The following is a 26,978-nucleotide window of genomic DNA, read 5'->3' as shown; positions in this document are numbered from 1 at the left end:
CCATTGTATAGATGGAATAAATTATAAAAAGATGAAATCAAGTTATTTTAAGAGTTTCGATCAAGCGGAACTGCTATATCGTGTTTGGAATTATCAAAAGGGACAAAAGGCTTTAGTTGTATTGCACCGTGGGCATGAACATTCAGAACGGCTGCAGGAGATGGCTACCGATCCACAGTTTGCCGATTATTCCATCTTTGCATTTGATCTGCGAGGACATGGTCATACCAAGGTGCCCGTATCACCGAAATTCATGGATAATGTGCGCGATCTGGACTGTTTTGTGTCCTATATCCGCACCGAATATGCAGTTGAGACAAAGGATGTTTTTGTCATCGCCAATAGTATTGCTGGGGTCATTGTGAGTGCTTGGGTGCATGATTTTGCACCTCCTATCGCAGGTATGGCCTTATTGGCCCCTGCCTTTGAGATTAAACTGTATGTACCACTGGCCAACCAGATGATTGCGCTTGGAACCAAGCTGAAAAAGGATCTTGTTATCCAAAGCTATGTCAAGGCGAAGGTCCTGACCCATGATGTCGAGCAACAACAGGCTTATGATGCTGATCCCCTAATCTCAAAATCCATTAATGGCGCTTTATTGGTCGACCTATTGAAAGCCGGAGAGCGTATTGTTGATGATGCGGCCGCAATCGATATCCCCGTGATTGTGCTATCCGCCGAAAAGGACTATGTGGTTAAAAACTCGGTGCAAAAGCAATTCTTCGTATCCATCGCTTCTAAGCTGAAGACATTTATTACCCTGCGCAATTTTTATCATGGTATCCTGTTTGAATCCAACAGGCAGAAAGTATACAGCTATTTAAAGGATTTTATAACGAAAGCTTACGCAAGGCAAAGGCCCGAACAGGGACTGGAGCCCGACGAATTTTCCGTAAAAGAATATGAAAAATTGTACCATAAGGTTATGCCTGCGGCTGAGAAATTAAACTATGCTTTTCAGAAATGGACTTTAGGCAAGATCGGATCATTGAGTCATGGTATGAACCTGGGGCTTCAGTTTGGTTTTGATTCAGGAATTTCATTGGATTACGTTTATCGCAATGAGCCGAAGGGCAGATTGGGGTTAGGCAAAATCATTGATAAGGGGTACTTGGAAGCGATCGGCTGGAAAGGAATCCGTATACGTAAACAGCATCTGTTACGTCTATTGGAGGAGAATATTGCGCAGGTCAAGGCAACAGGCCGGCCTGTGAAAATCTTGGATATCGCTGGCGGCACTGGAAATTATTTATTTGACATCAAAGAAAAATATCCGGAAGTGGAGATCGTGATCAACGAGTTTATGTTGCCCAATATTGCAGTGGGTGAGAAAATCATCAAGAAGAAAGATCTTCAGGGAATACGTTTCACTAATTACGACTGTTTTGATCCGGAGACTTACAGCAAACTGGAATTTGAACCTAATATTGTGGTGATCTCGGGTATTTTTGAATTATTTGGTAACAATGAAATGGCGAGTAGGGCGGTACATGGGGCGACTTCCATTTGTGAGGAAAATAGCCATCTGGTCTATACCGGACAGCCATGGCATCCACAATTGAAAATGATTGCCTATGTGCTGAACAGTCATCAGAAGAAAGATTGGGTCATGCGCCGACGTTCGCAGAAAGAATTGGATCGGATTATGGCTTACAACGGAGTCGTCAAGGAGCGGATGCTTATTGACGATTATGGGATATTTACCGTTTCTTCGGGAGCTGTGAAGACCGGATAATCGTATTTCCGAACAATCTGTATACAGAATTGTAGCCAAGCAAGTTGTTTGCATGTGCTTGGTAACAAGAGTATAAGGATGTGCTGGATAGGGGGGCAAATTATGCCAAATATATAGCTTTCAGGTTATGGATTTGGCGCAATTTGGTCCCCTGTTTTACTTGAATACCCCATTTTCTGCTTCCATTGCTCAGAAATGCAGATCCAATCCGTTTGACAAAAAAACTTTTTTGCTTAGCAAATAGACTTTATTCTGCGCACAGAAACGTAGTGGTATAACGAAAAGATTTTTTGATTTAACAAGTTGTCTTTATTCCATGCTCAGCGACATAACGATATAGCAAAAGGACTTTTTGCTTAACGAATCGTTGTTATTGCAAACACTGTGGAATAATGATAAACTGGTGAACTATCTGTGGAGCGAATTGTCATTATTGCAGATATGATGATATAACGGTAGTACTGAGAGGCCTGATCACCGTTTGGGACTGTGATATAGGATTGTATGCAATGGGCTTCTTAAAATTACTGTTGAAACTTTTGAGAATGAAGTTTGTAAAACATTGAGTATAAACTGGAAGAAAATTGCTAAATTTGAATAGTAAGTGTTAAAAGTTATGAATGCACAGACGTTAAATAAGAAATTAGAATTAATTCAATGGTTAGCGACGTTGGAAGATAGTTCTATTATCGAAAAACTGCTAAAGTTTAGAGAAGAGGAGGTAAAAGACTGGTGGGATTCGGCTTCTGAGGCTGAGAAGATTTCAATTGAAAAGGGCGTTCACGAGGCAGATAATAAAAATCTAAAAAACCACTCTTCAGCTCGAAAGATCTATGAAAAGTGGTTATAATATTCTATGCACTCCAAATGCGTTAAACGAGCTAGAGAAAACAATAGAATATCTTGAAGAGAACTTTAGCGAAAAAGAGATCAAAAAATGAGCTCAAAAGATTGAAAAGATCACAGTGTTGATTTCTCAAAATCCTTATATTTTCCTTAAGTCTGAGAGTCAAAATATCTATACAGCAGTTATTCTGAAATTTAATACGATGTATTATCGTGTGCGAAATAATAACGTAGAAATTATTTCGTTCTTTTCAAATAGACAAAGCTTGATACGAAGAAAGATATAGCGGTTATACCCAATACGCTTCACCCAACTTATATCACTTTTTTTATAACCCTAATTCAACTTTTATTTCCGGCGGAATTGTTTTTCCTTAAAGAATTCCAAAGAACTGGAATTTCCTGCACTGAATTGATCCATACTTTCTTCTATACATTTTTCGATATGCTTTGGAATACGAATCCCTTAGATTCGAAAGGCTCCTTTTAAGTTTTAAAAATTGCTTTGACCGTTTCGGGTCGTGCCTGATATTCAGTCTTTGTCGTTAAAGCCCCCATAATGATGATATTGACTTTAACAAAGCTGCCAAAATTATTGGTCCCTTCTTTTCTGTTTATCATACAATTATAGAATAATTTATTTAAAAATTTTATAATTGTATAGATTATCCTTACTTTTGTTTTGAAATATAAAATAATAGTGAGCCTCGTGCTTCGTTGCACAAGTCAACTTAGTGATGTTTCGAACGAGTGATAAATTATAAACCAATATAAATTTTTAAGATTATGTATCATATCTGCGAAGGAGCAATCAAAGAAAGCTTTGAATCTAAACTTAAGGGTAGTTTTATTGGATCTATGCAAACGTCGAACGAAGCCTGACGGTATTTGCTACCCACCTGAGAAAACAGAGAAAGTTGAAGAAAAAGAATGATGATGCTATCATTTGATACTATCAAAAACAGTCATTAATCAGGCTAAATATAGCTAATGTTAAAGAATTTTGATAGTAATCGTATCGATCACACTGCTATCCCAGCTGAACAGAACAGAAAAGTCAACTGGGATAGCAGTAGAAAATCTTAATTCTTATACTCCCGAATTGCCTGAATAATACCTTCCAGATTTTCATTGAAGTCCAGTAGCTGACCGAATACTTTATCGTCTTTGGCCAGTCCACCGTGTTTATTGTTCTTGCGGAAGATTTCTTTGATGGTTTCCCAACGTTCCAGTTCAACAGGGTTTAGCAGCCCAGCTAATTCCTTTAACTTTAGGAGATTACTTTCAGTATCCGCTGTCAGTGTCTGCGACTCGCTTTCATAGTGGGCGAGCAGAAGCTGATCTATTTCCCGGTCATTCATCATCGGTACTACCTGTGCCACCAGCTTACTCATATTGCGGTACGAACCCTGCAGTTTGAACGGCGGTTCGGTACGGTAATTGTCCTGCATAGCCGCGCTCTGGATATAATTTTGATTGACCTTGATGACAACATTTCTTATTTTCAAGACATGTTTGACTACGGCCACAAAATCATCTATATCCTGCTTCAGGTAATTGCCTTCTAAATCGGGTAACTGCTCCATGACCGATTGAGCATAGTTAATTAAAGCATAGAAATCATTGAACGATTTACTAGCGATCTTCTCCAGATAGCTGTTTTCAATGGCGGCATTTTCAATTAGGCTGAGGTTGAAAAGTGCTTCGGTGTCTCCGATAACGTCGCCCAAATTATAGACATCGGCACGGTTGGCTAGCATGTCTGGTATCTGAAATTTGGAGCCGCTCTCGGTGTAAGGGTTTCCGGCCATCACAATGCAAAAACGCTTGCCGCGGAGGTCATACGTTTTGCTTTCACCTTGGAAAATACCATCAATTTTACGCTGTCCATCAGCAAGTGATATAAATTTTTGCAGAAACTCTGGATTTAAGTGCTGTATATCGTCGAGATAAAGCATGACGTTGTCTGCCATTTCAAAAGCGAGGTTGATCTTCTTCAGTTCTTCGCGCTCTCCCGAGGTTTTCGCTTCAACGGGATCTATTGAGGTGATGGAATGGCCGATGGTCGGACCATTGATCTTGACAAAATGTAGGCCCATGGTTTTAGCAAGATATTCCATCAAAGTCGTCTTCCCATAGCCGGGAGGGGAAATCAGCAACAGCATGCCCATGCGGGCGGTACGTTTGTTGTCACCGGCAGCGCCTAGTTGTTTGGCAAGGTTGTTTCCGATCAGTGGAAAGTAAACTTCGTTGATAAGTTTGTTGCGAACAAAAGATGTGAGCACCTTAGGCTCAAATTCTCCGATTTTCAGTTCCTTTGTATAAGTCCGTACAAGCTGTTCCTTCAGCGCGGCAAAAGCCATAAATCGGGATACATTAAAATTGGCAAAGTGAGTAAGCCGGTTAAGAAACTCATGATATTGAATCGCCTGCTCGCCATTGTGCAAGACCGGGTGATTGCCCTTTAATCCCGTGATGTGCGCGTAGTCTTTGGCAATAATGAGCTGCGTATCTTCCTTAGGATAGAGTAAAGTTATTGCTGCTTCTTCAATGTACCTGCGCGAAGACATGTATTCTTCATGCTCATCAATGAACGAATTCAACCAATTTAAGGCGAGATAAAAACGGTCTGTAAGACTGAACTGCTCATTTTGAATGTCGGCCTCGAACAGTTTATAGCTTTTTCTGCTCTCAAGCAGGCGGATAAATGCTTTTGTCAGCTCATCGGACTGTTCACTGATGACAAACTTATTGTAGTTCGTCAACGTCTGGAAGATATAGGTGGCCAAGTCCTGTATGTTGATATCCGACAGATCTAAATGTGTGTCCCAGTCGTTGATCAGTTTGACGAGCCCCTCAATGACAGATTCATACCTGTTTGAATTCGGAAACGTTTTTAGGATGGTATATGTTGAATGGATCAGTGCCTTTTGTTTAAAGCGCTGTTCTTCCGGTAAATTATGCCAAAAAAGCTGGGCCATACTGCGGAGATGCGGATCGTACCGCAGCAGGTCAAGTTTAATATCCAACTGTTTGATGGTGTCATAAATTAAGAGAGCATCTGCATTATGCACTCCTTTTACATAACCTTCTGAATAATGCTGTTCGACCGTTTGATTGATGAATAGCGCCGCATCAAAGTCCAGCTTTCCCTTTGACGCCAAGAATGTTTTATAAGCGAGATATTCTGCCCGATAGACCCCTTTGCTTTCAGACAGCAATTCCTGGTCCCAGATATCTTTGAAATTGTTGATCTCTGAATTGTTGACTTTTTGATAGAAACTAGTTCCGGTCAGATGAAAGTATAACTCATCGTTTTTGCGGAGCAGGGTTAAGCTGAGTGACTGGTTATTGACCGAAAATTTATGCTTGCCCAAGGCAATGATATTTTTGCCGTCAACAAACAAATCGTTCTTGTCGCGTAGTATGCGGAGCGCATCCTCCTGGGATTTTTTAAGCTGATTTTCCAGATTTTCGGCTTTCGACACATCTTGTAAGTCTTTGAGTTCCTGTACGAGCTGCCGGACTTTGTCTATCATCAGATCTGAAGCATAAAAGCTGAGGATCTCCTCCCGGGTAGCGAAAGTTCTGGATTTATTTTCAATGTTTTTCAGTACACGGAGCCCGATTTGTTCAAGAGCTGAAGTCCGTTTGTTGATCTGTTCGACAATCTGTTCCCTGCGTGAATTGAATGCTTTAATGACTTCATCACGCTTGTCGGCAATTTTTAGTGCAAAATCATCAAATTCTGAAAATCTACTTTCAAGTTCTTCGAGCTGCACAATTACTTTGGTATAGTATTCGTCCACTTTTTCGGTACTGGTCGACAGCTCAAGAAAATTGGTGACAGACTGTTCCAATAAAGTCAGCTGTGCAGAAAACTCAGCTACGGCTTCTGTACTTCTTAAGGAATTGAGTTTACGTGTTAGCTGCGCACGTACTTCATTCAACGACGAGAAAATCATGGATATTTTTTCGATGATTTTGGTGGTCTGTGTAGAATCATCGATTTTCAGACTGTTGAGGATATCGATTAAGAGCTCAAGTTCACTGGATATCGCTGCATTGGCTTCCTCAATGGTTTTGGCATCAAACACTTTTGTGATCGCTTCCACATGCTCTTTTTGCTCTTCCACCTTCTGTTCATAAGGACGCAGGGCCTCATCGCGGAGGAGAAAGGCAATCGTTTTGTCGGCCAGTGCAGAGGTAATGCCGTGCAACTTGTCCAATAAATTATCTATGCGTTCGACATTGATGTACTTAACATTCTTGAGGTCTATGATTTCGCCCTGAAGGCGGCGGGAGTCTGCCAGCTGATGCACCAGCTGATCAAGTTTTTCCACAACAGTACTGTTGATTGAAAAAGTCAGCTCTTCCATTTTCTTCTCGGCACTTGAGTTCAACTCCTCTGCATGCTTGCGCTGTGCCTGCACTTTGACAAACTCATCAATGGCTGTATTGGCGACTTCTTTGATTTGTTCCAGTGGCTGCCCAAGGTTTGAAAGAGCATCCTCTTTGATCCAGAAGTAGGAATCAAGGAGAACAGTGGATTTCTTGAGAATATCTTCATAGAGCCCTTCGTAGCTATCCTCCTTGTTGATGAGCTGGATAACTTCCTGGGCTTCGGCCATGGCTTGCACGATCTGTTTGTTGCCTACCCTGTAGACAGGATCGTCTTTCTTTTGTTCATTTTCTTTCAGCATGGCCATGTATGGCGTTTCCCAGATCTGAACTTGATGATGCCTTGTTGCTTCAGCTTCGGTACGGAAGTAGATCAGACTTCCATCTTTGAATAAGGTAAAGCCATTACAGATAATAGGCGTTTCCACCGCCTGCTGGATGATGTTGTAAGATAACAGAATATACGTGTTGGTATCCTCCTGGCAAAAGATGTAAAGAAAGTCTTCACCGTTGGGCGAGGCGATCCGTCTGAGGAATGTGACGTGCTCAAACTGGACATCAAATACTTTGTGCGTGCCGTTTTGCAGATAATAGCCATTGGAAAAAATAATTCCCTGATTATCGGGCAGCAATATCGCTGACTCATTCAGTGACTTAAGGTTAACGACCTCCTTGGTCCGCTGGTTATAAACAAATGCTCTGAAATCTTCCTGGTAAGGTTTGATACGCACTGCGATGAGATTGCCAAGATCGGCGTAATAATAATCGGCATCGTCCAATTGTTGATCGGCGTTGACAACTTTCTCTGAATAGATCCCCTTGCCGGTATCGGTATTGTTTTCGATCTTAAAAGTGATATCCCCGTTGATGGCTTCGATAAAGATTTTGTCCATGATCGAGATATGGGGATATTTGCCAAGCCGGCGATCTTCGAGTGTCGTTTTTGTCCAGTCAAACTCAAACTGATTGGGCAACTTGACCTCGTGTATGCTGCGATCGTCCTGATATTGTAGTTTCCCATCCTTGATCAGCCATTTGAATGCCTTGAGATCAGCCGCATTTTTGCTGGTCTGGAAGATCATGTACAAATAGTTTTCCGTTCGGCGAAACCTGGAAAAAATAGAGTCCCGGTAATATTTATAAAGATTTTGATAGTCTGCGATGAAACTTGCGTCGTTGATGAGATCAAGCGGTTGCGGCACAAACTGATTATTCTCAAAGCTATAAATGCTGAAGACGTCTTCTAGCTTAATTTCGGTGCGTAAACCGAAGTGAACGTTATAACCAAATATGCATAGTTTGTCCAGTGCTAAAATACCGCGTGCGACACAGTTGTTTTCCGTGCTGATGCGCTGGTTTGCTTTGAGGATAAAGCTTGTGGAATTAAAGACTTCTTTACGGGCCTCATTCAGTTGCAGGAGCCGCGCCGATAGCTCCTCTTTCTGTGTAAGTAGGCGCTTTCGGATAATCTCATATGCTCCCTGATCAAGGGAATCGGCCTGCTGTATTACGTTTTCTTCTGGCATAAGTTGGTTCTGACTTATTTAACTTTGTTGAATTTTAGCTCCTGTCCATTTTGGTACAGCGTCAGAGCTGTAACTTGGTCATTGTCCTTGCTGAATTTAAGTTCGGCCTGCACGACGGTATAAAATAGTTCCAGGTCATTTTTAGGATACACCTGAATGGCAGATTGGCCAGATAACTGCGCAAATAGATTACCTTGCTCATCGGCTGTGATTTTAAATTTCAGTTGGGGCTGCTGCGCAAATTCGTAAGTCCCCAGGAGCTGCTTTATTTGAAAGTCCATCAGGGTGGTTGCCCCATTGAGCGGTTCGCGTTCTATTTTTGGCACGTTTTTGTGCTGGAAGCAGGCATTGACCCCTGTCGTGAGCGGATAGACATCAATGGTGTTCCATTTATTCAGCAGCGCGATAAAATAACGTTGGTTTTTAAAATCCCGAACGAGAATGCTTTTGTAGCCGGGGTATCCGCCGGTGTGGAAGTGCATCTTATTTGCGTTGTCGGTACTGTCGGTAAATAGCCAGCCAAACCCGTAGTATAAACCTCCCATTTTAATCGGCTTTCCGCTGTTGAGTGTATCGATAGAAATGGCTTTCAGAAAGTTATCGCGCTTTAAAAGCACATTGTTTTGAATGGCCTGATTCCATTTAAACAGGTCCTGTGCGGTACTGCTAATACCATACGGTCCAGTGATACCGTCAAAATAGCTGACATATCCGAAGCCGGCCATGTTGTCAACCAATTTAAAACTTTTAGTTTTAGCGTCGTAGGCCATTCCTTTTGCATAGTTTTTCAGGTCTGCTTTGTGCGAACGTGCAGAGAATACGGACGTGCTTTTCATTCCTGCCGGTTTAAATATATGCTGGTGCATATAGTCTGCAAAGGGCTGTCCCGAGACTTTTTCGACGATCAGAGACAGGAGGACATAATTTGTGTTTGAATAAGCATATTGATCGCCCGGTTTAAACGCGGTGCTGTCAATTTTGGCCTCAATGACCTTAAGAATATCCTGGTTTGTATTTATTTTCTTTGTATCGATCCACTTTGGATCCCAGCCCAGAAACTCGGGTATTCCAGCAGTATGGCGCAATAGGTTTTTAATCCGTACATTTTTAAATTTCAATTGCGGGAAGTACCGGGTGATATCATCTTCATACGAAAGTTTGCCCAGCTCTTCCAGCTGCATAATGGCCATGGCTGTAAACTGTTTGCTTACCGAAGCCAGTTCAAAGCGGCTATGGCTAGTTATCTTTTCCGTTTTTGCTGGGTTTTCGAAGCCAGTATAATGTTCGTACACAATTTTACCGCTGTCTACTACGAGAAATGCGCCGCTTAATTCGCCATCCTTGTCGAGCGACTGAAACAATGAATCTAACCGCTGCTGCACAGTCTGTGCGTGAGTAACGCAAACCTGCATAACTAGCAGGACATAAAGAATCGAAATTCGAATCATGGTGGAACTGAATTTTTGTAAGTCATCCTGAGCTCTGAAGAATACGCCGGCTCAGGATGACTGATGCATGGTGGTTATGAACCTATTTTTTTGTTCGATATTCCCAGATTTTTCGCTAGTCCGAATAGCGAATTGATAAATCCAGTGTCTTCGCTGTTGTCAGCCGCAGAAGCTGCCTGCTGTAGTTTAATCAGCGCAGCAGAGACGGTCAGGTTTTTGATATCATTGGAAGAGATACCATATTTATCAGCGAGCCCCCGGACTTTGTCGGCAAGGTCGCCCTTTCCATCCGGCCCCAGCAGTGCGGCCTTGATATCGCTCGCATGTCTGGAGTTGTCGATCAGCTGATCGAAGCCCTTAGCGTTGGACACTTGACGGACGATATTCTCGAAGAACAGGGTTTCGCCACCGACGATGTCGATTTTGGCGGATTTGAGCGCTTCCGACAGCACGCCAGCCTGTGCGGCGGCAATATCTTTCTGGATATTGATCTGTGCAAGATCGATATCGCGTTCTTTCTGTAATTGCAGTTTGAACTCTTCGTGATCTTTACCCACACCATCGAGTTTTTTCATGGCTTCGGCTTTTTCTTCTATTCCTTTTGCTTCTGCTAGTGCCTTTTCACGGACAACTTCTGCCTGAGCTAAGCCTTCTTTGCGCATAGCTTCCGCTTTTTTCTCGATGATAGCCGCTTCGACGGTGCCTTGTTTCTCTTCGGCTTCCGCTTTTGCAACCATTACTTCGGCTTCTGATAGACCTAAGGCTGCTTCTTCTTTCGCTTGAGCTTCGGCTATAATTTTTCGGCTTTCGGCTTCTTTGAGTGAAGCTTCTTTTTTCGCCTCGGCATCAATCAATAGTTCCTGAGCCCGCTTTTCGGCAATTTTACGCGCAGCTTCAGCGTCAATTACTTTCTTCTCAGCTTCTTGTTCAGCAGCAATCTTCGCGGCTTCGGCTGCTTTTACAGTAGAGATTAATTTTTCTTCGGCTTCTTGCGATGCTGCAATCACGCCGGCTTGTTTCTTACGTTCTACCTCGCGGAACACCTCAATATCTCTGACACCTTGTTGTTCTTCGATAACACCTTTCTCCAGTTGCACACGTTCTTTGATCACGTTCTGGATACTTTTTTTCTCCGTTTCAATCGAACGCTCTTTGTCGATCTGTGCCAAGGTAACAATCCGTTCCCGTTCTGTCTGTTCCAAAGCACGGTCTTTTTCCACGCGTTCTGTTTCGACAGCGGCGGTTCGCTGTTTATTTTTCTCAGCAATAATGATCTGTCGCAATTTGTTTTCTTCCTGCACGGCGAGCTGTTCTTCTGTCGCGATACGCACACTTTCATATTTTAAGCGTTCTTCTTCGCGGACCTTGGCGATTTCCGCTTCTTCGCGTGCTCGAATGTTGTCAATTTCTCGCTTTTGCTTTTCCTCTTTCTCAGCAAGCTGGCGGTCCAGTTCCAAAATAGCTTCGCGGGCTTCAACATTCTGTTTCTTGATCAGTTTTTCCTCATCACGGCGGATAAAATTGGCATTGATATTTTGCTTTGCTGTCAGTTCGGTGATTTTTTTGATACCTTCACTATCCAAAATATTGTTTGGGTTGAGGTGTTCAATATCTGTCTGTTCGAGGTAATCAATGGCACAGTCGTCCAATATATAACCATTGAGGTCAGTGCCGATGATGTCCAGGATTTCGTCGCGGAACTCTCGACGGGCTTCATATAGTTCGATAAAATCAAACTTTTTACCGACGGTTTTCAGTGCTTCAGAAAATTTGGATTCAAAAATATTCTTTAGGGTTTCGGGCTCGCTGGCGCGGTCACATCCGAGATTTTGCGCGACATTGACCACATCATCCACGTTCTTATTGACTCGGACAAAGAAAGCTACCTTAATATCCGCACGGATATTGTCTTTGCAGATCAAGCCTTCACCCTGCATACGGGCGATCTCGATTTTTTTGATCGAGATATCCATGATTTCCATCTTGTGGAAGACAGGCACCACATACATTCCTTTGTTGAAGGCGACTTTAGTGCCGCCGACCCCGGTCCGTACGATTGCCTTGCCCTGCGGTATTTTTTTATAAAATGCACTCAGTACGACGAAGAATGCAAAAATCAAAAAGACAGCAAGCCCGACGATCAGAAGGATTATTCCGTTCAGGCCGCTCAAAAATAAAAGAGGTTGATATAGCATATGATTAGTATTTATTTAGATTTAAGATTATTGCGAAGGAACAAATGCACAAGCATCAAATATTTTCTATAGTGATTTCTTTGGTAACATAATAATACTTCTTGTCTTTGGATTCATCAACGATGATGACATCGTCTCCATAGCTGATTTTATCTCCATTGTGACTGACGACATTCAGGCGGATCGGATCTTGCTGGATGATAAATTCGGCTGAGCCAATTTTTTTACCTTCAATACTGGCACGCATTTTACCCATGCGGCCGAGAAAGTCATGGCTTTCTTCGCCATTGTACCCGATATTTTTAAACATTCTTGCTAGCGGTTTGGTAAGAAAATGCATCAGGATAAAAGTGATGATAAATACAGGTATCAGGATCAGAACGGACTTTATGCCCCAGGAGGCGACATCGATAAATAATGATGACAAGATTGTGATCACCCATCCTACAAACTTAAAGAGGGTGACGATCAGCATGATGGGTACTTTTCCTACATTGATGTAATCCATTGCTTTGGCGAAAAAGCCGGGCTCGCTGTGGCTGTCAGCATGACCGTGCTGCTGATGAGCCTGATCCGGTCCGTCCGCCTCATGGGAACCGTCAACGTCCGCAACATCCGGAGTAGGGTGTACATCTATATCCGCATCCGCGTCAAATAGATGCACACCATCGCCCATTAAGAACATAAATAACCAATACACTACGGACAGCCCGGTAAGGACAGTCATAATTCCATTTGACAATGGGTTGAATAAGATATTGATTAGTTCTGCCATAGTATTATTTTATTAGATTTTCTCTCTTTTGAATGTGTAGTGGAAGGACCATGAGTTGCCATTGACCTCGAGGTCTTGCATGGCAATTAATTCCCAGCCTTGGTTGCCCAGGTCATTCAAGATCTTATCTATCATTTCTGGCTCCAGCTTGGTTCCCCAAAAACCTGTTGGCTCTATCTTGACAGTTTTATATTCAAATTTTTTCATCGTTATCTAATTTTTTCTTTAACTCTTCAAGCTCATTATTGACGGTATCCGAGCCGCCGATAGTCTCATTAATTTCATCGATTTTGCTTTTGTTGCCTGCCGCGATCTCTCCGTAGGCTTTGGCCAGTGCTTCGTCTTCTTCCACCTTCTCTTTCATGCGTTCGAGCATAGAGATGGTGCTATTAGAATCGATATTGGCCAGTTGACGATTGACCATTTTGGCCGCGTTGGAAACTTTCACTCTAGCCTTTAACGTCGATAACTCATTTTCCCACTTGGTGATGTTGAATTTGAGGATATCTACATTTTTGTGCAGTTCTTCTGCAGAGCTCTGGTGTATGGCTGCCTGTTTTTCCAATTCAGCTGCTTCGATCAATAATTGTTTTTTCAGTAATAGAGCCTCCTTTGCTAAGCCTTCTGCTTTATCGGCTGTAAGCTCTCCATTCTGGGCTTTCTTCAACAACAATATGGCTTTATCTTCGAACGCATTCGCTTCTTCTTTTTTCTTTTCACCATTGTTCTGGGTACGTATCGCCAAGGCTTTTACTTTTGCATAAGCCTCCAGTGATTGTTCCAGGTCTTCTTTCATTTCACGGATACCCTGTTCCGTCATCTTGATGGGGTCTTCCATTTTGTCCACTACAGCGTGGATTTCGGCCTGACCGATTCTGAAAATTCTCTTAAAAATATTCATTATTCTATAATTTTGAAAAACTTATTAATTGATTGTAATATTCGCTGATCAAAAGACTTAGCGAATTAATGGCCGCATCGAATTCATTCTGATCTAGATTGTGTATTTGTAAAGTGTACCGGAATATCACTTTCCGGCCATCCTCTGTTAACGCAAATCCGCCGTGGATAATATCTCTATTCTTAATCAGCAGGGATTTGAACATGTCAATATTTTCGTTGGTTATGGTAAAAAGATACTGCTCAAATATGATGATGGGTTGTGCAATCCCGACAATAAGATTGCGGATGCCGTCATCTTCATTTTCGATAACAAATACACCTTCTTTTTCGTCCTTATGGGTAATGTGATAACCTATATTGGCGATATAATTTTCAATTTTTGAGAAGTACATAATCAAGTTTTTTATATATTGCACATATTCTTTGCATAAAGATAGTGAATTGCAAAAATATTTTGCAAGAAAAAATTAATTTTTTTTTAAAATGAGTAACGTCGGGAACAATATTAAGAAGCTGAGAAAAGTGAAGGGATTGAGTCAGCAGGCCTTTGGGGATATTTTTAACCTTACTAGGGGGAATATTTCATCTTACGAAGAGATGCGTGCTGAACCGAAGATTGAAATTGTTTTGAAGATTGCAAATTATTTTGGCATTCCTGTGCAGCATCTCATTGAGAAAAATTTATCGGTCAACGAGATTCTGAATTTTAACGATTATTTTCAGCCGGAAATTTCTATGGCAAGTACAAAGCGGCTGGTGCACGTTCCGTTGTTGCAACGGGAAAATCTACTGGATGTATACAGTTACCTCACCAGGCTGAGTGAACTACCGGTCATTGAATTTCCATTACAAAGCAGAAGTCGCTTCATGGCCGTGGAGTTTGTCGATACCATTCCTGCTCCGGGTGATTTTAAAGCGAATGCACAATCTGTTTTGTTTTTTGAGGAAGTTGATATTGAACTTCTGCATACGCTTCATGACGGTTTCGGTCTTTATTTTTCGTCTAGTGAATTTTTTATAGGGAAGTACCTTCTTGAAGAGAAGGAGATCAGTTTGGTATTGAATGCCTGGAAAAAAGTAGACTTTGTGTTGGCAGAGAAGGCTTACTTCTGGAAGCTATACGGAAAATTTGAACGTGTCTAATCAGCACGCTATATGGGAGCGTCCTTCTTGTGCCGTATTCATTGGTGATGCAGGTCTGCTTAAATCTGGGGGCGACGTACTGGCAAGAGAAACCGGATGGTGGCCAATTGGGCTAAAATCACTGCGATGACGAAGAAGCAGGAATAAGATACATTCCTGCTTCTTGTTTGAACACGTAAGCTAGAAGGGTAATGGATCCTCTTCTTGTTCTTCTGGCGCAGGCAGATCGTCTTTTGGAGAATTTCGCTCGGACAAGATCAGGAAACTGTCTACCTTTATTTCTGTTACATATTGTTTAAGGCCGTCAGCGTTCTCATATTGCCGATAGGTAAGTTTGCCTTCGACCATTAATTTAGTCCCACGGCTACATTTTTTTTCGATGGTATTATTCTGGTTGCCCCAGACGACGAGTGTGTGCCACTGTACTTCTTCCACCCACTCACCGGCTTTGTTCTTGAAAAGGTCGTTGGTGGCAAGACGCAGAATCGAATAACTTGTCCCCGTAGTCGTGGTTTTGATGACAGGATCATTTCCTAAATGACCAATTAACTGTACTTTGTTTCTTAATGTACTCATAGCTTTGATTTTTAAATGTTTGCGATAATTCTTAATTTTAGTTAAAAGTCATTGTCTTCTCTACATGTGAAAAGACCCTGAACAAAGATGAAAAGCGAATGAAACAATAGCCGTCTATTTACCATTTGTATTCGACTGTAGTCGATTGTAACCGTTTGTTGTCGTTTATTTTTATAATGAATCCGATGGAAAGAACTTGTTTGGAATGCGGGCAAACTGTACGAGGGAGATCCGATAAACGCTTTTGCGATGATTCCTGCCGCAACGCGTATAACAATAAGCTGAATAGTGACCAGACTAACCTAGTCCGTAATGTCAATAATATACTGCGTAAAAACCGCCGAATTCTTTTGGAGACGCTGAACGGGGAGGGGATGGTAAAGGTTCAGCAGGAAAAGTTAAAACGCAAGGGGTTTGATTTTAAGTTTCATACCCATACCTATGTCAATTCCAAAGGACAGGTATACAATTTTATATATGAAATGGGCTATCTGATATTGGAAAACAACTGGATTCTGCTCGTCCGGAAAAAGCCGATGTAAGCTGCCATTTTTTGAAAATGGCTACTCCGGAATTGTTTTAGGGACAGTCGATTTGACTCGGAAATAACTTATGATGGTAAATACGAGGATAACTGCATAGTATAGAACTGGTATTAAGAGAAAAATCCAGCTGTCGAAGATATAAGTGATAGAAGCGGGTAACTTAATTCCAAGAAAATCTGAAATGAGGATATAACCCAGGAAACTTCCAAGAAGTAAAAGACCCGAAGCATGTATAGTAATTATTTTGCGTAGATGCTTACTATATAGTGCGTCTTTATTTTGTTTGGTATAACCAAGAATTGCTGGGACGAGTAATCCTAGCAATGGGTTGATTAAAAAAGTTAGAGAAGCTAAATAAAGCGCTTTTATACTCCCTCTTTGGTTTTTGTCGATACTGATTTGATTTACATTTGGCATAATGAGTTGTTCTAAAGGAATATCTAATACCTGACTGACTTGTCTTAAACTGAAACCGCTGATCTCTTCTGTTCCTTTTTCGATTCGCTGTACAGTTCTTAATGATAAACCCGCTTGATCTGCAAGTTCTTGTTGTGTCAGTCCTTTGTTCTTTCTTGATTGTTTGATGAGCTGATTTATTGTTTGACTTTCCATATGGCGAAAATGGTTAAAAGCTTCATAATTTAAAAAAAAACGATATGACAATAATACGCCAATAATAAGAGGTTGCTGTAACTGATTAGTAATCAGTATTTTTGTTGAATTGCAAAGATCAAATATTTGCAATTCAACAAGCTGTTGTATTAACTTAACAATCGGAACAATAGGTTTGCGCTAATTGAAATCCAATTTCGTCCTCAAAGAAGAGTGTTGGAGTGGGCATAATGTACAGGCCGTGGAAGTATACCCTTAATTCATTCAGACATTGATTGATAGGGGAGATAGGAGGCCGCAAGGAAAACGATCAAATTTGCTTTGAAGCTTCCGGGAACTTCTTTGACGTAGGCCTGGACCAAGAAAGTGTTGATGTTTGAAAAATTGAAGAAGTATAAAGAAGTGCTGAAAGCGTTAACGATGGCAAAACTCGAAAATGTCGATCTCAATTTGCCTTCAAGTTCGATGTCCATAGAAGAACGCATTAAAGGTAAACAGGGTATGCAGAAGTAGATGTCAAATAGGTTGCAATAAAAAGCCCAAGATGGATCTCACCTTGGGCTCTTACGATATAGTTTAAGAATTATTCGGCTCTTAAAGTTTTTGCTGCTTCAACCATAGACTCTAAAGCTGCTTTGGTTTCTGGCCATGCGCGAGTTTTCAGTCCACAGTCAGGATTGACCCAAAGTTGTTCAGCTGGAACGACCGCTTTTGCTTTACGCAATAGGTCTACCATCTCGTCTTTGCTCGGTACACGTGGAGAGTGGATGTCGTAAACGCCTGGGCCAATATCATTTGGATATTTGAAATCTCCGGCGAAAGCATTCAATAGTTTCATCTGTGAACGTGAAGTTTCAATTGTGATGACGTCGGCATCCATAGCAGCGATGTCTTCAATCACATTATTGAACTCTGAATAGCACATGTGTGTATGGATCTGTGTATCATCGGCAACGTTGGATGAAGATACACGAAACGCACGTACTGCCCAGTTGAGGTAGTCTTTTTGGTCAGCTTTGCGCAATGGCAACCCTTCACGGATTGCAGGCTCGTCAATCTGAATAATCTTGATACCTGCTTTTTCCAATGCTTGTACTTCGTCCAGAATGGCCAGCGCGATTTGGTAAGTCGTCGTTGAACGAGGTTGATCGTTACGTACAAAAGACCATTGTAGAATCGTTACAGGACCGGTCAACATTCCCTTTACAGGGCGGTTTGTCAAGGACTGTGCATAGGATGACCAACGTACGGTCATATCTTTTGGACGGTACACATCTCCGTAGATAATCGGTGGTTTTACACAACGCGAGCCGTATGACTGCACCCAGCCATTTTGCGTGAACGCATATCCAGCCAGCTGTTCGCCGAAGTACTCGACCATGTCGTTACGTTCGAATTCGCCGTGCACCAATACATCGATGTCCAATTGCTCCTGCAGACGGATTGTATTTTCTGTTTCCTCTGCGATTGCTTTATCGTATTCTTCTTGCGTTATAACGCCTTTTTTCAAGTCTGCTCTCCATTTGCGCACATCTTTTGTCTGTGGGAAAGAACCGATTGTCGTCGTTGGAAATGCAGGTAAGTTAAATTTAGCCTGTTGTGCAGCTTTACGTACAGCGAATGGTGATGTACGTTTTGCATCGTCATCGGTGATATTGTTGGTGCGTTCTTTTACTTCGGGTCTATGGATCAATGGGGAAGTACGGCGGCTTTCGGCAGCAGCTTTGTTTGCTTCAAAGCGTTCTGCGGTCGCAGCGTCTACTTCACCATCTGCCAATACAGCAAGGTCTTTTACTTCGGCTAATTTTTGTTTTGCGAAAGCCAGCCAGTTTTTCACCTCAGCCGGTAATGACTGCTCGTTGTGTTCGTTGTCCAGGTCGAACGGAACATGCAGTAGTGACGATGATGGCGCGATCCAGATGCGGTCTTTGCCCAGAGCATCTACGGCCTGTTTGATTTTAACCAACGATTTTTCATAGTCGTTTTTCCAGATGTTACGCCCTTCTACAATACCCAAAGATAGGGTTAGAGAGGCAGGTACTTTTGGTAATACGGTATCCAGCTGATTTTCGCCGCGTACCAGATCCAAATGCAAGGCATGAACTGGCAAATTGACAGCGATATCCTCATTGTCTTTTAAGGCTTCGAAATAAGTTGTCGCGATCAATTTAATGTTTTTGGCTGCAGCTGCCAGCTTCTCAAAAGTAGGCTGATACAGTGCTTTTACTTTTGCATCCAAATCCAATGCAAGGAATGGCTCATCAATCTGAACGTATTGCGCACCGGCCTCAGCCAATTTAGCTAAGATCTGTTCGTATACAGGAATTAATCTGTCCAATAGGTCGATGCGGTCGAATCCAGCTTCTTTCTCTTTACCGATCAATAGGTAAGTGATCGGGCCCAATAAAACTGGTTTCGTTTCGATGCCCAACGACCTGGCTTCGTTATATTCATTCAGGAATTTTTCAGAAGTCAACTTGAATTGTTGGTCCTTGGTGAATTCAGGCACCATGTAGTGGTAGTTGGTATCCAACCACTTAGTCATTTCCATGGCAGTCACGTCGATTCCATCTTGCTGGAAACCACGAGCCATAGCAAAATATAAATCTAAGCTGTAATTATTATCTACCTTGCTCAATAGTGAGTGGTATCGGGCTGGAATTGCACCTACCGTAAGGCTTAAGTCCAGGACCTGATCATAAAAAGAAAAGTCGTTAGAAGGAATTAAATCTATTCCAGCATCTTTTTGCGTTTTCCAATTGCCCTCACGAATTTTTTTTGCTGCCTCCAATAATTCCTCAACAGAAGATTTTTTAGCCCAATAGGCTTCATTGGCTTTTTTCAATTCGCGGAATGCGCCCACACGCGGGTAACCTAAATTGTTAGTCAATAACATAATGATGTTTTTAATGTTTCTTTTCAACTATATTTCTTGCTAGAGAGAAGGACACACTAGAATTCGGTGACTTCGGCTTATCATTCCCATGTTAAGTAGGGTAGAATTTAGCACCTTGTCAAGAGACAGGTTGCTAAGGCTTCATCGGGTCTATTCCCTCTGCCTTTCTCTATAAGCGAGGCTAAGTTAGAACATTTATTTCTGATATGCAAATTTTTTATAAAAGCGCATTTATTTTTTATAATCTGCTAAAGATAAAAATGTTTTATTTTCTTCTTTTCATTAAAACAGCGGATGGAGACCTATTACTGTCTCCATCTGCCCTTGTTTTAGCTGACCAGCAGCTTATAGCCCTTTCCATGCACATTGACAATTTCTACTTTACTATCTTCCTTCAGATATTTGCGTAATTTGCTGAGAAATACATCCATGCTTCTTCCGGTAAAATAGTTGTCGTCGTGCCATATTTTTAACAGTGCCTCTTCACGGGTCAATACATCATTCTTCTTCAGGCAAAGCAAGCGTAGCAATTCGGCCTCTTTTGTAGATAGCTTCTGTGTCTGACCTTTGTAAGAAATCTGCTGGCTGGTATAATCAAAGTAGTAGTCTCCTATTTCAAATTTGTCAGCGACGATCTCTTCTTCTTTGTCTCTTACGCTACGTTTCAGCAGGGCATTAATACGCAGCAAGAGTTCCTCCACACGGAATGGTTTGGTAATATAGTCATCGCCGCCCAGTTCAAAGGCTTCGGTTTTATCTTCCATCATGCCTTTGGCAGTGGCGAAGATGATCGGTACGGTACTGTTTATTTTACGGATTTCACGCCCGACGGTAAAGCCATCCTTTTTGGGCATCATGACATCAAAAATGCATAAGTCATAATCGTTCTTTTTGAACTGGGAAACAGCTTCATCTCCATCAGTGCAGAGCGTAACATCAAACTTTCCCTTTAATTCGAGATAATCCTTTAAAAGATCCCCCAAATTGGGATCATCTTCTGCTAATAATATCTTTTGCATAATGAATCTATTAATTTTCACTAATGTTCCTTGAATATACAAAAAAGGAACGTGTTATTTTTTTAAGGGCAAAATTACTTCAAAGGTCGTGCCTTTGTCTTTCTCACTTTTTACGGTAATCCTGCCGTTGAGTCTTCTTAAAATATCCTGAACATAGCTCAGTCCCAAACCAAAACCTTTAACGTTATGAACATTCCCTGTGGGGATGCGGTAAAACTGGTCAAAAATCTTTTGCAGATGGTCGCGGCTCATGCCGATCCCGTTATCCGTGATCGTGACAACAATGCTGTCCCCTGTATTTTTGGAATTAATCTGGACGTGCAGGTTGCCTTTGCTGTATTTAATCGCATTGTCCAAAAGGTTGTAGAATACATTCGAAAAATGCAGCTCGTCCCCTACGACGAGATCTTTTGTGGCGGCCAGGTCGATGCTGAATTTTCCGCCGATATTCTGCATCCGCAATTGCATGCTATCCGTGACCGCGGAGACAAGATCATTGATATGTACATCTTCGCGGTTAAGTTTCAGGGTCTCCTTTTCCAGCCTCGCCAGATCAAGTACCCGCTCGATATGGTTGCCCAGACGTACGTTTTCGTCGTAAATGATATTGGCCAGTTTTTGCACGCGGTTGTGATCCGCATTAATATCCGGATCTTTGAGCGATTCACTTGCAATCATGATCGTAGCTACAGGTGTTTTAAACTCGTGAGTCATGTTGTTGATGAAGTCCGTTTTCATTTCGGATACTTTCTTCTGCCTAAAAATGATAATGAGCGTATAGGCAAAACAGCCGACTAACAAGAACAATAATGCAAGCATTGGCAGCAGCAGATAGCCCATGTTGTCTGCGATAATGGCCTTTTTGTTGGGAAAATAGATTGTAAGTTTGCCCGGTGCTGCACCGATATCCCCTTTAAATAAAGGGGTCGAGTATTTGGTGGTATTCTTCGAGTTGTTTAACGTAGCTTCGTTCAGAATGTTGGTCAGTAAAATATTGGTTGTGCTCCAAATCTCAATATTAAAGGGGACTTTGATGTCACGCTGCGCCAATTCATCCTTCAAAAGGTCCTGGACAGTAATGATGTTGATCCTGTCTTTCAGTGGTCTGTTTGCCAGCTCCATTCCGATGGCGACGTCCTCGATATAGTCTGCCTTTTTGCCTCCCAGCATGGCCACGGAGTCATAGACATTGAAAACCTGCCAAGAGTTTTGTCTGTTCAGAAAATCCAGTCTTTTCTCTAGGTCAGAGATGGTTTTTGAAAGTTTCGAATCTTCTTTGGGCGGTAATGTGGCCACCCTGAATTTTGTCTGTAGATTAGCCATTGGATCAATCAATGGAATCACAAAACGGGTGCTGTCATCTTTTCCTTCGACCGGATTGTCAACCTTTGAAGCATTCAGTACAATAAAAGCTTGTACAAGATTATCATCGGTTAGCTCATTAGAGACCGAGAATTTGATATATTTCTGATATTCGGGTCTTTTGATATAGGTTTCGTAAAACGAATTTTTGATTTCGATCACATTGGGATATAAGGCACGTAGTTGATCCTCCTGTTCTTTATACTTGGCATATATCGCATGTTGCTTGCTTTTCAGACGTTCAATCTTATATTGTATTTCTACCTGTTCGGCCAAAAGTTGCTGTTTCGCCTGTTCCCGTTTGGATTTTTCGATATTACGCTCTTGCTGCACTTTTGCAAAGTCCACGACTTCCCGTCTTTCGAGTTTGCCGGCAACAGCGGTTAAGGCCGCATTGACGGATTCGTCAAAAAGCTGGGACTTTTGACGGTAGGAGTCCCGCAGAAAATAGAATTGCATAGCCAGCACTCCGACGAGGGCTAGCGACATCAGTCCAATGATCAATACAATACTATTTTTTTTCATTTAAATTTTTCTTTTTCCGGCTGATGAGAGCTTTGTTACAAATATAAAGATGCTTACTTGTTTTAACGCGGTTTTAACAATGTTTAACAGCAATAAGTTTATTTTTGGGTTCTGATTGTTGTAAATTAGTGATTAAAAATAGGTTGTGTTATGAAAAGTTATGTATTGTCATTGGCATTATCTTTTATAGCCGGAATAGCCTTCGGTCAGGTGAAATTGAAAGAGCAGCGCCCGTTGCTGCAGGATAGACCGTCAAAAATGCCGGTTCTCGGCCTGGATACCAGTTCGGCAAAATATAAGATGCCGGTAAAAAAGTTCAAAAATGTGGATAGTCTCGCTCCGATGCCGGGAACGGGCAGGATACCCAGAAGGAAGAATAGGGTAGATACCCTCCGGTACAGGATGCTGGGAGATTCTGTAAAAGTCAAGGATTTTAAATTAAAGATAGATTCCCTTTATCCGAAGAAATAAAAAACGGGGTTCTTGAATTCAAGAACCCCGTTTTTTATTTCAATTGCTGTTTCATTACAGCTGGGAAACACGGATGGTGTTTGTTTTGCCTTTTTCGATCAGTGGTGTAGAGGCTGTATTGATAATAATAGAGCCCGGTTTGACATAGTTGTTTTTTACGATAAACTTATTCACGTCATGGATGGAACCGTCAGTGCTTTCGAATTTATCGTAGATAAATGTCTTGACACCCCATAATAAGCTGAGTTGTTTCAGTAATTTCTGTGTGCCTGTGAATACCAGGATATCCACATTGGGTCTGTAGCTGGCGATCTCAAATGCCGTCGCACCAGAAGAAGTCAGTACCGCGATTGCAGAAGCGTCAGTTTTCTGTGCCAGGTATACCGATGAAGCGCAAATTGCATCAGGAATCAGGGTACCGTCGTGGATCTCACTAACTTTCTCATTATAATATGGATAAGATGTTTGTTCCACGTGAATAATGATTTTGCTCATGGTTTCGATGACAATTTCAGGGAATTCGCCAACGGAAGTCTCGCCACTCAACATGACAGCATCTGCTCCGTCCAATACAGAATTGGCCACATCATTCACTTCGGCACGTGTAGGACGTGGCGTTGTGATCATGCTTTCAAGCATCTGGGTTGCGATGATAACAGGTTTAGACAGATCTCTACATTTTTGAACGATGATTTTTTGCAGTCCCGGCACTTCTTCCATTGGAAGTTCAACCCCTAAATCTCCACGTGCCACCATCACCGCGTCGGTAGCTTCAATAATGGCATCAATATTTTCGATGGCTTCAGGTTTTTCGATTTTGGCGATTACGCGGGCATGGCTTCCTTTCGCTTCGATGATTTTTTTACATTGGGCGATATCATCGGCCGAACGTACAAACGACATTGCGATCCAGTCAGCGCCATGGTCCAGAGCAAAATTTAAATTGTCTAAATCTTCTTCTGTCAATGAGGGGATAGATACTTTGGTATTTGGTAGATTTACGCCTTTACGGGATGTTAACACGCCGCCGTGCACAACTTCGCAGGTCACGGCATCTTTATGGTTGGTCTCTAAAACACGAAGTTGAAGTTTTCCGTCATCAAGTAATATGATTTCGTTGGCTTCAACATCGTTTGGAAAGTTCTCATATGTAATGTAGATCCTATTTTCGTCTCCGATGAGTTCATGGGTCGTAATTTCGACTTTTGCACCGTTAACGAGGATTGCGCCTCCTTCTTTCATTTTTCCGATTCTGATCTTGGGACCTTGTAAATCGGCTAAGATGGCCACATTGAATCCGGTTTCGCTGTTAATTGCATTTATAGTTTCGATTACCTTAAGGTGATCTTCCTGGCTGCCATGAGAGAAATTCAACCGGCACACATCAACCCCTTTAGCAATCATGTTGGTCAAAACTTGTTTGTCTGCCGAAGCAGGGCCTAATGTTGCGACAATTTTAGTCCTTTTTTGAACTTTTTCCATCTGTTATCTTGTATTTTTTAATGTTCTTCATTTATCACAACAAACAGCAGGCTGTATTGTTGTGTCTTGTCATAAACTAAATCGAATTCATTTAGATTTAAGGTGGGTGTATTTGCTACACTAACCTACGGTCGGCTAAAATATGAGATTTTCTTTAGATTTCAATATTTTTGGCGATATTTCTTTTGCAATGACGACTTCCGGTAATTTGCTGATCCTTTTGATTATATGTTCCACATCCTCTTCGCAGATATAATTCTTGATAATGATGAAGAAATCAAAATTGGGATTTTCAGGAATTAAAAAGGTCCCCTCGATGCTTTTGTTGTTGATCAGAAAATATTCTGTATCCGAGTCGGGACTAAGATAATGAAAGGCTGTAAAATGGTAGCTTATTTTTTTCTTGGCATCAAAGATGATATGGTATTCCAGCTCCTCTTCGGATTTATTTTTAGGACGGCCGTCGTGATCGTACTTGCTTTCTTTTCCTCTTGAAAAGTTGAGGGTCGTCTCTTTATTTATGAAGTGGCAGAGGCGGTAATCTTTAAGCGGGCAAGTGATGGCAAGCAGGATAAAATCCAGTTCTTCGTCCATATCCATATCTAACCGTGCTACTAACTTATTGACCACTTTATTGTTAATTTTATTCGTTTCTGTGCTAACGAAGGTACTAATTATTTTAAGGCCGGAATATACTTTTTGTGTAAAAATTGAGTTAATTAGCTGAGTGTTTGGAATACAAAATAATTTTTGTTATACTTGAACTAAGTTAATATAGAGTGGGTTAGCTAGTATAAGATGCGAATAAGTTCCGTTGCCTAACATGGTGACTTTCATCTAAATATCAATTTAGGTTTGAATTTTGATGAAATTTATTTTTCTTTGCACAGATTTATTAAACAATTAAACTATAAAATCATGTCAGATATCGCTTCAAGAGTAAAAGCAATTATCGTTGAAAAATTAGGTGTTGACGAAAACGAAGTAACACCAGAAGCTTCATTCACTAATGATTTAGGTGCTGATTCACTTGACACTGTTGAGTTGATCATGGAGTTTGAAAAAGAATTCAACGTTGCTATTCCTGATGATCAAGCAGAGACTATTGGTACTGTTGGTCAAGCAATCGCTTATTTAGAAAAAAACGTTAACTAACTAATTTAATTAGGCTAATCGTAATAAATGGAGCTTAAAAGAGTAGTAGTAACAGGATTAGGCGCCCTTACACCAATTGGTAATACTGTCCCGGCTTACTGGGAGGCATTAATAAATGGTGTAAGCGGAGCTGCTCCTATTACGCATTTTGATGCGTCAAAATTTAAAACTCAGTTTGCGTGTGAGGTAAAGGGGTTTGATCCACATGATTTTATGGATCGTAAGGAAGCTCGTAAAGTCGATCCTTTTGTACAGTATGCGATTGCTTCTACTGATGAGGCAATCAAAGATGCTGGCTTAGATTTTGAAAAATTAGATACCAATCGTATTGGAGTAATCTGGGGCTCGGGAATTGGGGGGCTGACCACTTTTACGGAAGAGGTTGCCAACTTTGCCAAAGGGGATGGAACACCGCGTTTCAATCCTTTTTTTATTCCCAAGATGCTTGTTGATATTGCTCCTGGACATATTTCTATGCGCCATGGTCTTCGTGGCCCCAACTTTTCGGCAGTGTCTGCCTGCGCATCTGCAACCAACGCCATGATTGATGCTTTTAACTATATCCGATTGGGAAAAGCTGACGTAATTGTTACAGGGGGTTCGGAAGCAACGGTAAATGAGGCGGGTATTGGCGGCTTCAATGCCATGCATGCCTTGTCAACAAGAAATGATGATCCTAAAACAGCGTCTCGCCCTTTTGATAAGGACAGAGATGGCTTCGTTTCGGGAGAAGGTTCTGGCGCTTTGATTCTAGAAAGTTTAGAACACGCCTTGGCCAGAGGAGCGAAGATCTATGCTGAAATCGCCGGGGGCGGCATGAGTGCTGATGCACATCATATTACAGCTTCGCATCCGGAAGGTTTGGGTGCCAAACTGGCCATGACAATGGCTGTCAATGATGCAAGTCTGAATTTCTCAGATATTGACTATATCAATGTGCATGGTACTTCTACGCCAGTAGGCGATATTAGCGAAACTAAAGCTATTGTCGATCTGTTTGGTGAGCATGCTTACAAATTGAATATCAGTTCGACGAAATCAATGACCGGACACCTTTTGGGAGCTGCGGGTGCTATTGAAGCAATCGCCTCTATTTTGGCGGTACAGAATGATATTGTGCCACCGACAATAAACCATTTTACGGACGATCCGGAAATAGATAATAAATTGAACTTTACATTCAACCAAGCGCAAAAACGTACCGTAAATGCGGCATTGAGCAACACATTTGGGTTTGGTGGTCACAATGCTACCGTCATTGTAAAAAAATATAAAGCTTAATGTTTGATCCTTCAAACATGGTTTGATCATATGAGTTAGCGACAGGTTCTTTGAGTAGGACTTGTCGCCTTATTTTTAG

General features: G+C 41.6%; 23 protein-coding genes and 1 riboswitch. Of the genes, 8 read left to right on the top strand and 15 right to left on the bottom strand.

The genetic code is table 11. The features are described from left to right. Positions 1 to 31 precede the first annotated feature (31 nt). Together K7A41_RS03755 and K7A41_RS03750 are read left to right on the top strand one after the other, a co-directional pair. Entirely contained in the window at positions 32 to 1,738 is a 1,707-nt protein-coding gene (locus tag K7A41_RS03755) for a bifunctional alpha/beta hydrolase/class I SAM-dependent methyltransferase (RefSeq protein WP_265712663.1), read from the top strand. Positions 1,739 to 2,354: 616 nt separating this feature from the next. Then, positions 2,355 to 2,588, top strand: coding sequence for a hypothetical protein (locus tag K7A41_RS03750; protein ID WP_265712662.1), 234 nt, complete (start codon positions 2,355 to 2,357; stop codon positions 2,586 to 2,588). Between the two features lie 482 nt (positions 2,589 to 3,070). Here the strand turns inward: K7A41_RS03750 and K7A41_RS03745 are convergent, their stop codons facing one another. The 8 genes from K7A41_RS03745 to K7A41_RS03710 form a co-directional block, all read right to left on the bottom strand. Then, complete coding sequence (locus K7A41_RS03745; protein WP_265712661.1) at positions 3,071 to 3,205, bottom strand: hypothetical protein; 135 nt, start codon at positions 3,203 to 3,205, stop codon at positions 3,071 to 3,073. Between the two features lie 461 nt (positions 3,206 to 3,666). After that, the gene (locus K7A41_RS03740; RefSeq protein WP_265712660.1) at positions 3,667 to 8,511 is read right to left on the bottom strand and encodes a DNA repair ATPase; all 4,845 of its coding nucleotides are present in this window, start codon (positions 8,509 to 8,511) and stop codon (positions 3,667 to 3,669) included. A gap of 14 nt (positions 8,512 to 8,525) precedes the next feature. Then, the gene (locus K7A41_RS03735; protein ID WP_265712659.1) at positions 8,526 to 9,959 is read right to left on the bottom strand and encodes a serine hydrolase domain-containing protein; all 1,434 of its coding nucleotides are present in this window, start codon (positions 9,957 to 9,959) and stop codon (positions 8,526 to 8,528) included. Between the two features lie 74 nt (positions 9,960 to 10,033). Next, positions 10,034 to 12,154, bottom strand: a complete 2,121-nt coding sequence (locus tag K7A41_RS03730) for a flotillin family protein (RefSeq protein WP_037533750.1) — start codon at positions 12,152 to 12,154, stop codon at positions 10,034 to 10,036. 55 nt (positions 12,155 to 12,209) lie between these two features. Then, positions 12,210 to 12,929: an OB-fold-containig protein gene (locus tag K7A41_RS03725; protein WP_265712658.1), complete on the bottom strand. Its 720-nt coding sequence runs from the start codon at positions 12,927 to 12,929 to the stop codon at positions 12,210 to 12,212. Positions 12,930 to 12,941: 12 nt separating this feature from the next. Next, positions 12,942 to 13,136: a DUF4177 domain-containing protein gene (locus tag K7A41_RS03720; RefSeq protein ID WP_028070677.1), complete on the bottom strand. Its 195-nt coding sequence runs from the start codon at positions 13,134 to 13,136 to the stop codon at positions 12,942 to 12,944. After that, on the bottom strand, positions 13,123 to 13,830 hold the full coding sequence (locus K7A41_RS03715; RefSeq protein ID WP_265712657.1) for a PspA/IM30 family protein: 708 nt from the start codon (positions 13,828 to 13,830) through the stop codon (positions 13,123 to 13,125). The genes K7A41_RS03720 and K7A41_RS03715 overlap by 14 nt, the downstream gene beginning before the upstream one ends. A gap of 4 nt (positions 13,831 to 13,834) precedes the next feature. Further along, positions 13,835 to 14,224, bottom strand: a complete 390-nt coding sequence (locus K7A41_RS03710) for a YbjN domain-containing protein (RefSeq protein WP_028070675.1) — start codon at positions 14,222 to 14,224, stop codon at positions 13,835 to 13,837. Positions 14,225 to 14,315: 91 nt separating this feature from the next. Here K7A41_RS03710 and K7A41_RS03705 point away from each other — a divergent pair, with 91 nt between their 5' ends. Further along, complete coding sequence (locus K7A41_RS03705; protein WP_265712656.1) at positions 14,316 to 14,975, top strand: helix-turn-helix domain-containing protein; 660 nt, start codon at positions 14,316 to 14,318, stop codon at positions 14,973 to 14,975. 180 nt (positions 14,976 to 15,155) lie between these two features. Here K7A41_RS03705 and K7A41_RS03700 read toward each other — a convergent pair whose 3' ends face one another. After that, the gene (locus K7A41_RS03700; protein WP_028070673.1) at positions 15,156 to 15,551 is read right to left on the bottom strand and encodes a single-stranded DNA-binding protein; all 396 of its coding nucleotides are present in this window, start codon (positions 15,549 to 15,551) and stop codon (positions 15,156 to 15,158) included. A gap of 185 nt (positions 15,552 to 15,736) precedes the next feature. Between K7A41_RS03700 and K7A41_RS03695 the strand changes: the two genes are divergently transcribed. Further along, a complete protein-coding gene (locus tag K7A41_RS03695) occupies positions 15,737 to 16,093 on the top strand; it encodes a hypothetical protein (RefSeq protein WP_037533781.1) in 357 nt (118 codons plus the stop codon). A 21-nt stretch (positions 16,094 to 16,114) separates the two neighbouring features. Here K7A41_RS03695 and K7A41_RS03690 read toward each other — a convergent pair whose 3' ends face one another. After that, positions 16,115 to 16,708, bottom strand: coding sequence for a helix-turn-helix domain-containing protein (locus K7A41_RS03690; protein ID WP_265712655.1), 594 nt, complete (start codon positions 16,706 to 16,708; stop codon positions 16,115 to 16,117). A 372-nt stretch (positions 16,709 to 17,080) separates the two neighbouring features. Here K7A41_RS03690 and K7A41_RS03685 point away from each other — a divergent pair, with 372 nt between their 5' ends. Continuing rightward, entirely contained in the window at positions 17,081 to 17,221 is a 141-nt protein-coding gene (locus tag K7A41_RS03685) for a hypothetical protein (protein WP_265712654.1), read from the top strand. A gap of 70 nt (positions 17,222 to 17,291) precedes the next feature. Here K7A41_RS03685 and metE read toward each other — a convergent pair whose 3' ends face one another. The 3 genes from metE to K7A41_RS03670 form a co-directional block, all read right to left on the bottom strand. Then, positions 17,292 to 19,604, bottom strand: a complete 2,313-nt coding sequence (gene metE, locus K7A41_RS03680; RefSeq protein WP_322784008.1) for a 5-methyltetrahydropteroyltriglutamate--homocysteine S-methyltransferase — start codon at positions 19,602 to 19,604, stop codon at positions 17,292 to 17,294. Between the two features lie 74 nt (positions 19,605 to 19,678). Next, positions 19,679 to 19,782, bottom strand: a riboswitch (SAM riboswitch). 151 nt (positions 19,783 to 19,933) lie between these two features. Then, positions 19,934 to 20,623 carry a response regulator transcription factor gene (locus K7A41_RS03675; protein ID WP_265712653.1) on the bottom strand — a complete coding sequence of 230 codons (690 nt, stop codon included), beginning with the start codon at positions 20,621 to 20,623 and terminating at the stop codon, positions 19,934 to 19,936. Positions 20,624 to 20,677: 54 nt separating this feature from the next. Then, a complete protein-coding gene (locus K7A41_RS03670) occupies positions 20,678 to 22,510 on the bottom strand; it encodes a sensor histidine kinase (protein ID WP_265712651.1) in 1,833 nt (610 codons plus the stop codon). Between the two features lie 150 nt (positions 22,511 to 22,660). Here K7A41_RS03670 and K7A41_RS03665 point away from each other — a divergent pair, with 150 nt between their 5' ends. Next, entirely contained in the window at positions 22,661 to 22,981 is a 321-nt protein-coding gene (locus tag K7A41_RS03665) for a hypothetical protein (RefSeq protein ID WP_265712650.1), read from the top strand. 54 nt (positions 22,982 to 23,035) lie between these two features. Here K7A41_RS03665 and pyk read toward each other — a convergent pair whose 3' ends face one another. Both pyk and K7A41_RS03655 read right to left on the bottom strand, forming a co-directional pair. Beyond that, the gene (pyk, locus tag K7A41_RS03660) at positions 23,036 to 24,463 is read right to left on the bottom strand and encodes a pyruvate kinase (protein WP_028070667.1); all 1,428 of its coding nucleotides are present in this window, start codon (positions 24,461 to 24,463) and stop codon (positions 23,036 to 23,038) included. A gap of 135 nt (positions 24,464 to 24,598) precedes the next feature. Next, positions 24,599 to 25,093, bottom strand: coding sequence for an IPExxxVDY family protein (locus K7A41_RS03655; RefSeq protein ID WP_232048638.1), 495 nt, complete (start codon positions 25,091 to 25,093; stop codon positions 24,599 to 24,601). A 288-nt stretch (positions 25,094 to 25,381) separates the two neighbouring features. Here K7A41_RS03655 and K7A41_RS03650 point away from each other — a divergent pair, with 288 nt between their 5' ends. After that, a complete protein-coding gene (locus tag K7A41_RS03650; RefSeq protein WP_028070665.1) occupies positions 25,382 to 25,618 on the top strand; it encodes an acyl carrier protein in 237 nt (78 codons plus the stop codon). Between the two features lie 27 nt (positions 25,619 to 25,645). Beyond that, positions 25,646 to 26,899, top strand: coding sequence for a beta-ketoacyl-ACP synthase II (gene fabF, locus K7A41_RS03645; RefSeq protein ID WP_265712649.1), 1,254 nt, complete (start codon positions 25,646 to 25,648; stop codon positions 26,897 to 26,899). Positions 26,900 to 26,978 lie beyond the last annotated feature (79 nt).

This window comes from Sphingobacterium sp. InxBP1 (assembly GCF_026191775.1).
Lineage (GTDB): Bacteria > Bacteroidota > Bacteroidia > Sphingobacteriales > Sphingobacteriaceae > Sphingobacterium > Sphingobacterium thalpophilum.
Note: the sequence above shows the minus strand (reverse complement) of the source record. Positions and strands in the feature narration are given on the sequence as shown.

What these genes read in the sequence shown, in the direction of transcription:
- K7A41_RS03715 (WP_265712657.1), bottom strand. Translation starts at nt 13,830, where the DNA reads ATGAATATTTTTAAGAGAATTTTCAGAATCGGTCAGGCCGAAATCCAC.
- K7A41_RS03695 (WP_037533781.1), top strand. Translation starts at nt 15,737, where the DNA reads ATGGAAAGAACTTGTTTGGAATGCGGGCAAACTGTACGAGGGAGATCC.
- metE (WP_322784008.1), bottom strand. Translation starts at nt 19,604, where the DNA reads ATGTTATTGACTAACAATTTAGGTTACCCGCGTGTGGGCGCATTCCGC.
- K7A41_RS03740 (WP_265712660.1), bottom strand. Translation starts at nt 8,511, where the DNA reads ATGCCAGAAGAAAACGTAATACAGCAGGCCGATTCCCTTGATCAGGGA.
- K7A41_RS03730 (WP_037533750.1), bottom strand. Translation starts at nt 12,154, where the DNA reads ATGCTATATCAACCTCTTTTATTTTTGAGCGGCCTGAACGGAATAATC.
- K7A41_RS03745 (WP_265712661.1), bottom strand. Translation starts at nt 3,205, where the DNA reads ATGATAAACAGAAAAGAAGGGACCAATAATTTTGGCAGCTTTGTTAAA.
- K7A41_RS03755 (WP_265712663.1), top strand. Translation starts at nt 32, where the DNA reads ATGAAATCAAGTTATTTTAAGAGTTTCGATCAAGCGGAACTGCTATAT.
- fabF (WP_265712649.1), top strand. Translation starts at nt 25,646, where the DNA reads ATGGAGCTTAAAAGAGTAGTAGTAACAGGATTAGGCGCCCTTACACCA.
- K7A41_RS03720 (WP_028070677.1), bottom strand. Translation starts at nt 13,136, where the DNA reads ATGAAAAAATTTGAATATAAAACTGTCAAGATAGAGCCAACAGGTTTT.
- K7A41_RS03670 (WP_265712651.1), bottom strand. Translation starts at nt 22,510, where the DNA reads ATGAAAAAAAATAGTATTGTATTGATCATTGGACTGATGTCGCTAGCC.
- pyk (WP_028070667.1), bottom strand. Translation starts at nt 24,463, where the DNA reads ATGGAAAAAGTTCAAAAAAGGACTAAAATTGTCGCAACATTAGGCCCT.
- K7A41_RS03690 (WP_265712655.1), bottom strand. Translation starts at nt 16,708, where the DNA reads ATGGAAAGTCAAACAATAAATCAGCTCATCAAACAATCAAGAAAGAAC.
- K7A41_RS03710 (WP_028070675.1), bottom strand. Translation starts at nt 14,224, where the DNA reads ATGTACTTCTCAAAAATTGAAAATTATATCGCCAATATAGGTTATCAC.
- K7A41_RS03725 (WP_265712658.1), bottom strand. Translation starts at nt 12,929, where the DNA reads ATGGCAGAACTAATCAATATCTTATTCAACCCATTGTCAAATGGAATT.
- K7A41_RS03650 (WP_028070665.1), top strand. Translation starts at nt 25,382, where the DNA reads ATGTCAGATATCGCTTCAAGAGTAAAAGCAATTATCGTTGAAAAATTA.
- K7A41_RS03750 (WP_265712662.1), top strand. Translation starts at nt 2,355, where the DNA reads ATGAATGCACAGACGTTAAATAAGAAATTAGAATTAATTCAATGGTTA.
- K7A41_RS03705 (WP_265712656.1), top strand. Translation starts at nt 14,316, where the DNA reads ATGAGTAACGTCGGGAACAATATTAAGAAGCTGAGAAAAGTGAAGGGA.
- K7A41_RS03735 (WP_265712659.1), bottom strand. Translation starts at nt 9,959, where the DNA reads ATGATTCGAATTTCGATTCTTTATGTCCTGCTAGTTATGCAGGTTTGC.
- K7A41_RS03675 (WP_265712653.1), bottom strand. Translation starts at nt 20,623, where the DNA reads ATGCAAAAGATATTATTAGCAGAAGATGATCCCAATTTGGGGGATCTT.
- K7A41_RS03685 (WP_265712654.1), top strand. Translation starts at nt 17,081, where the DNA reads ATGTTTGAAAAATTGAAGAAGTATAAAGAAGTGCTGAAAGCGTTAACG.
- K7A41_RS03665 (WP_265712650.1), top strand. Translation starts at nt 22,661, where the DNA reads ATGAAAAGTTATGTATTGTCATTGGCATTATCTTTTATAGCCGGAATA.
- K7A41_RS03700 (WP_028070673.1), bottom strand. Translation starts at nt 15,551, where the DNA reads ATGAGTACATTAAGAAACAAAGTACAGTTAATTGGTCATTTAGGAAAT.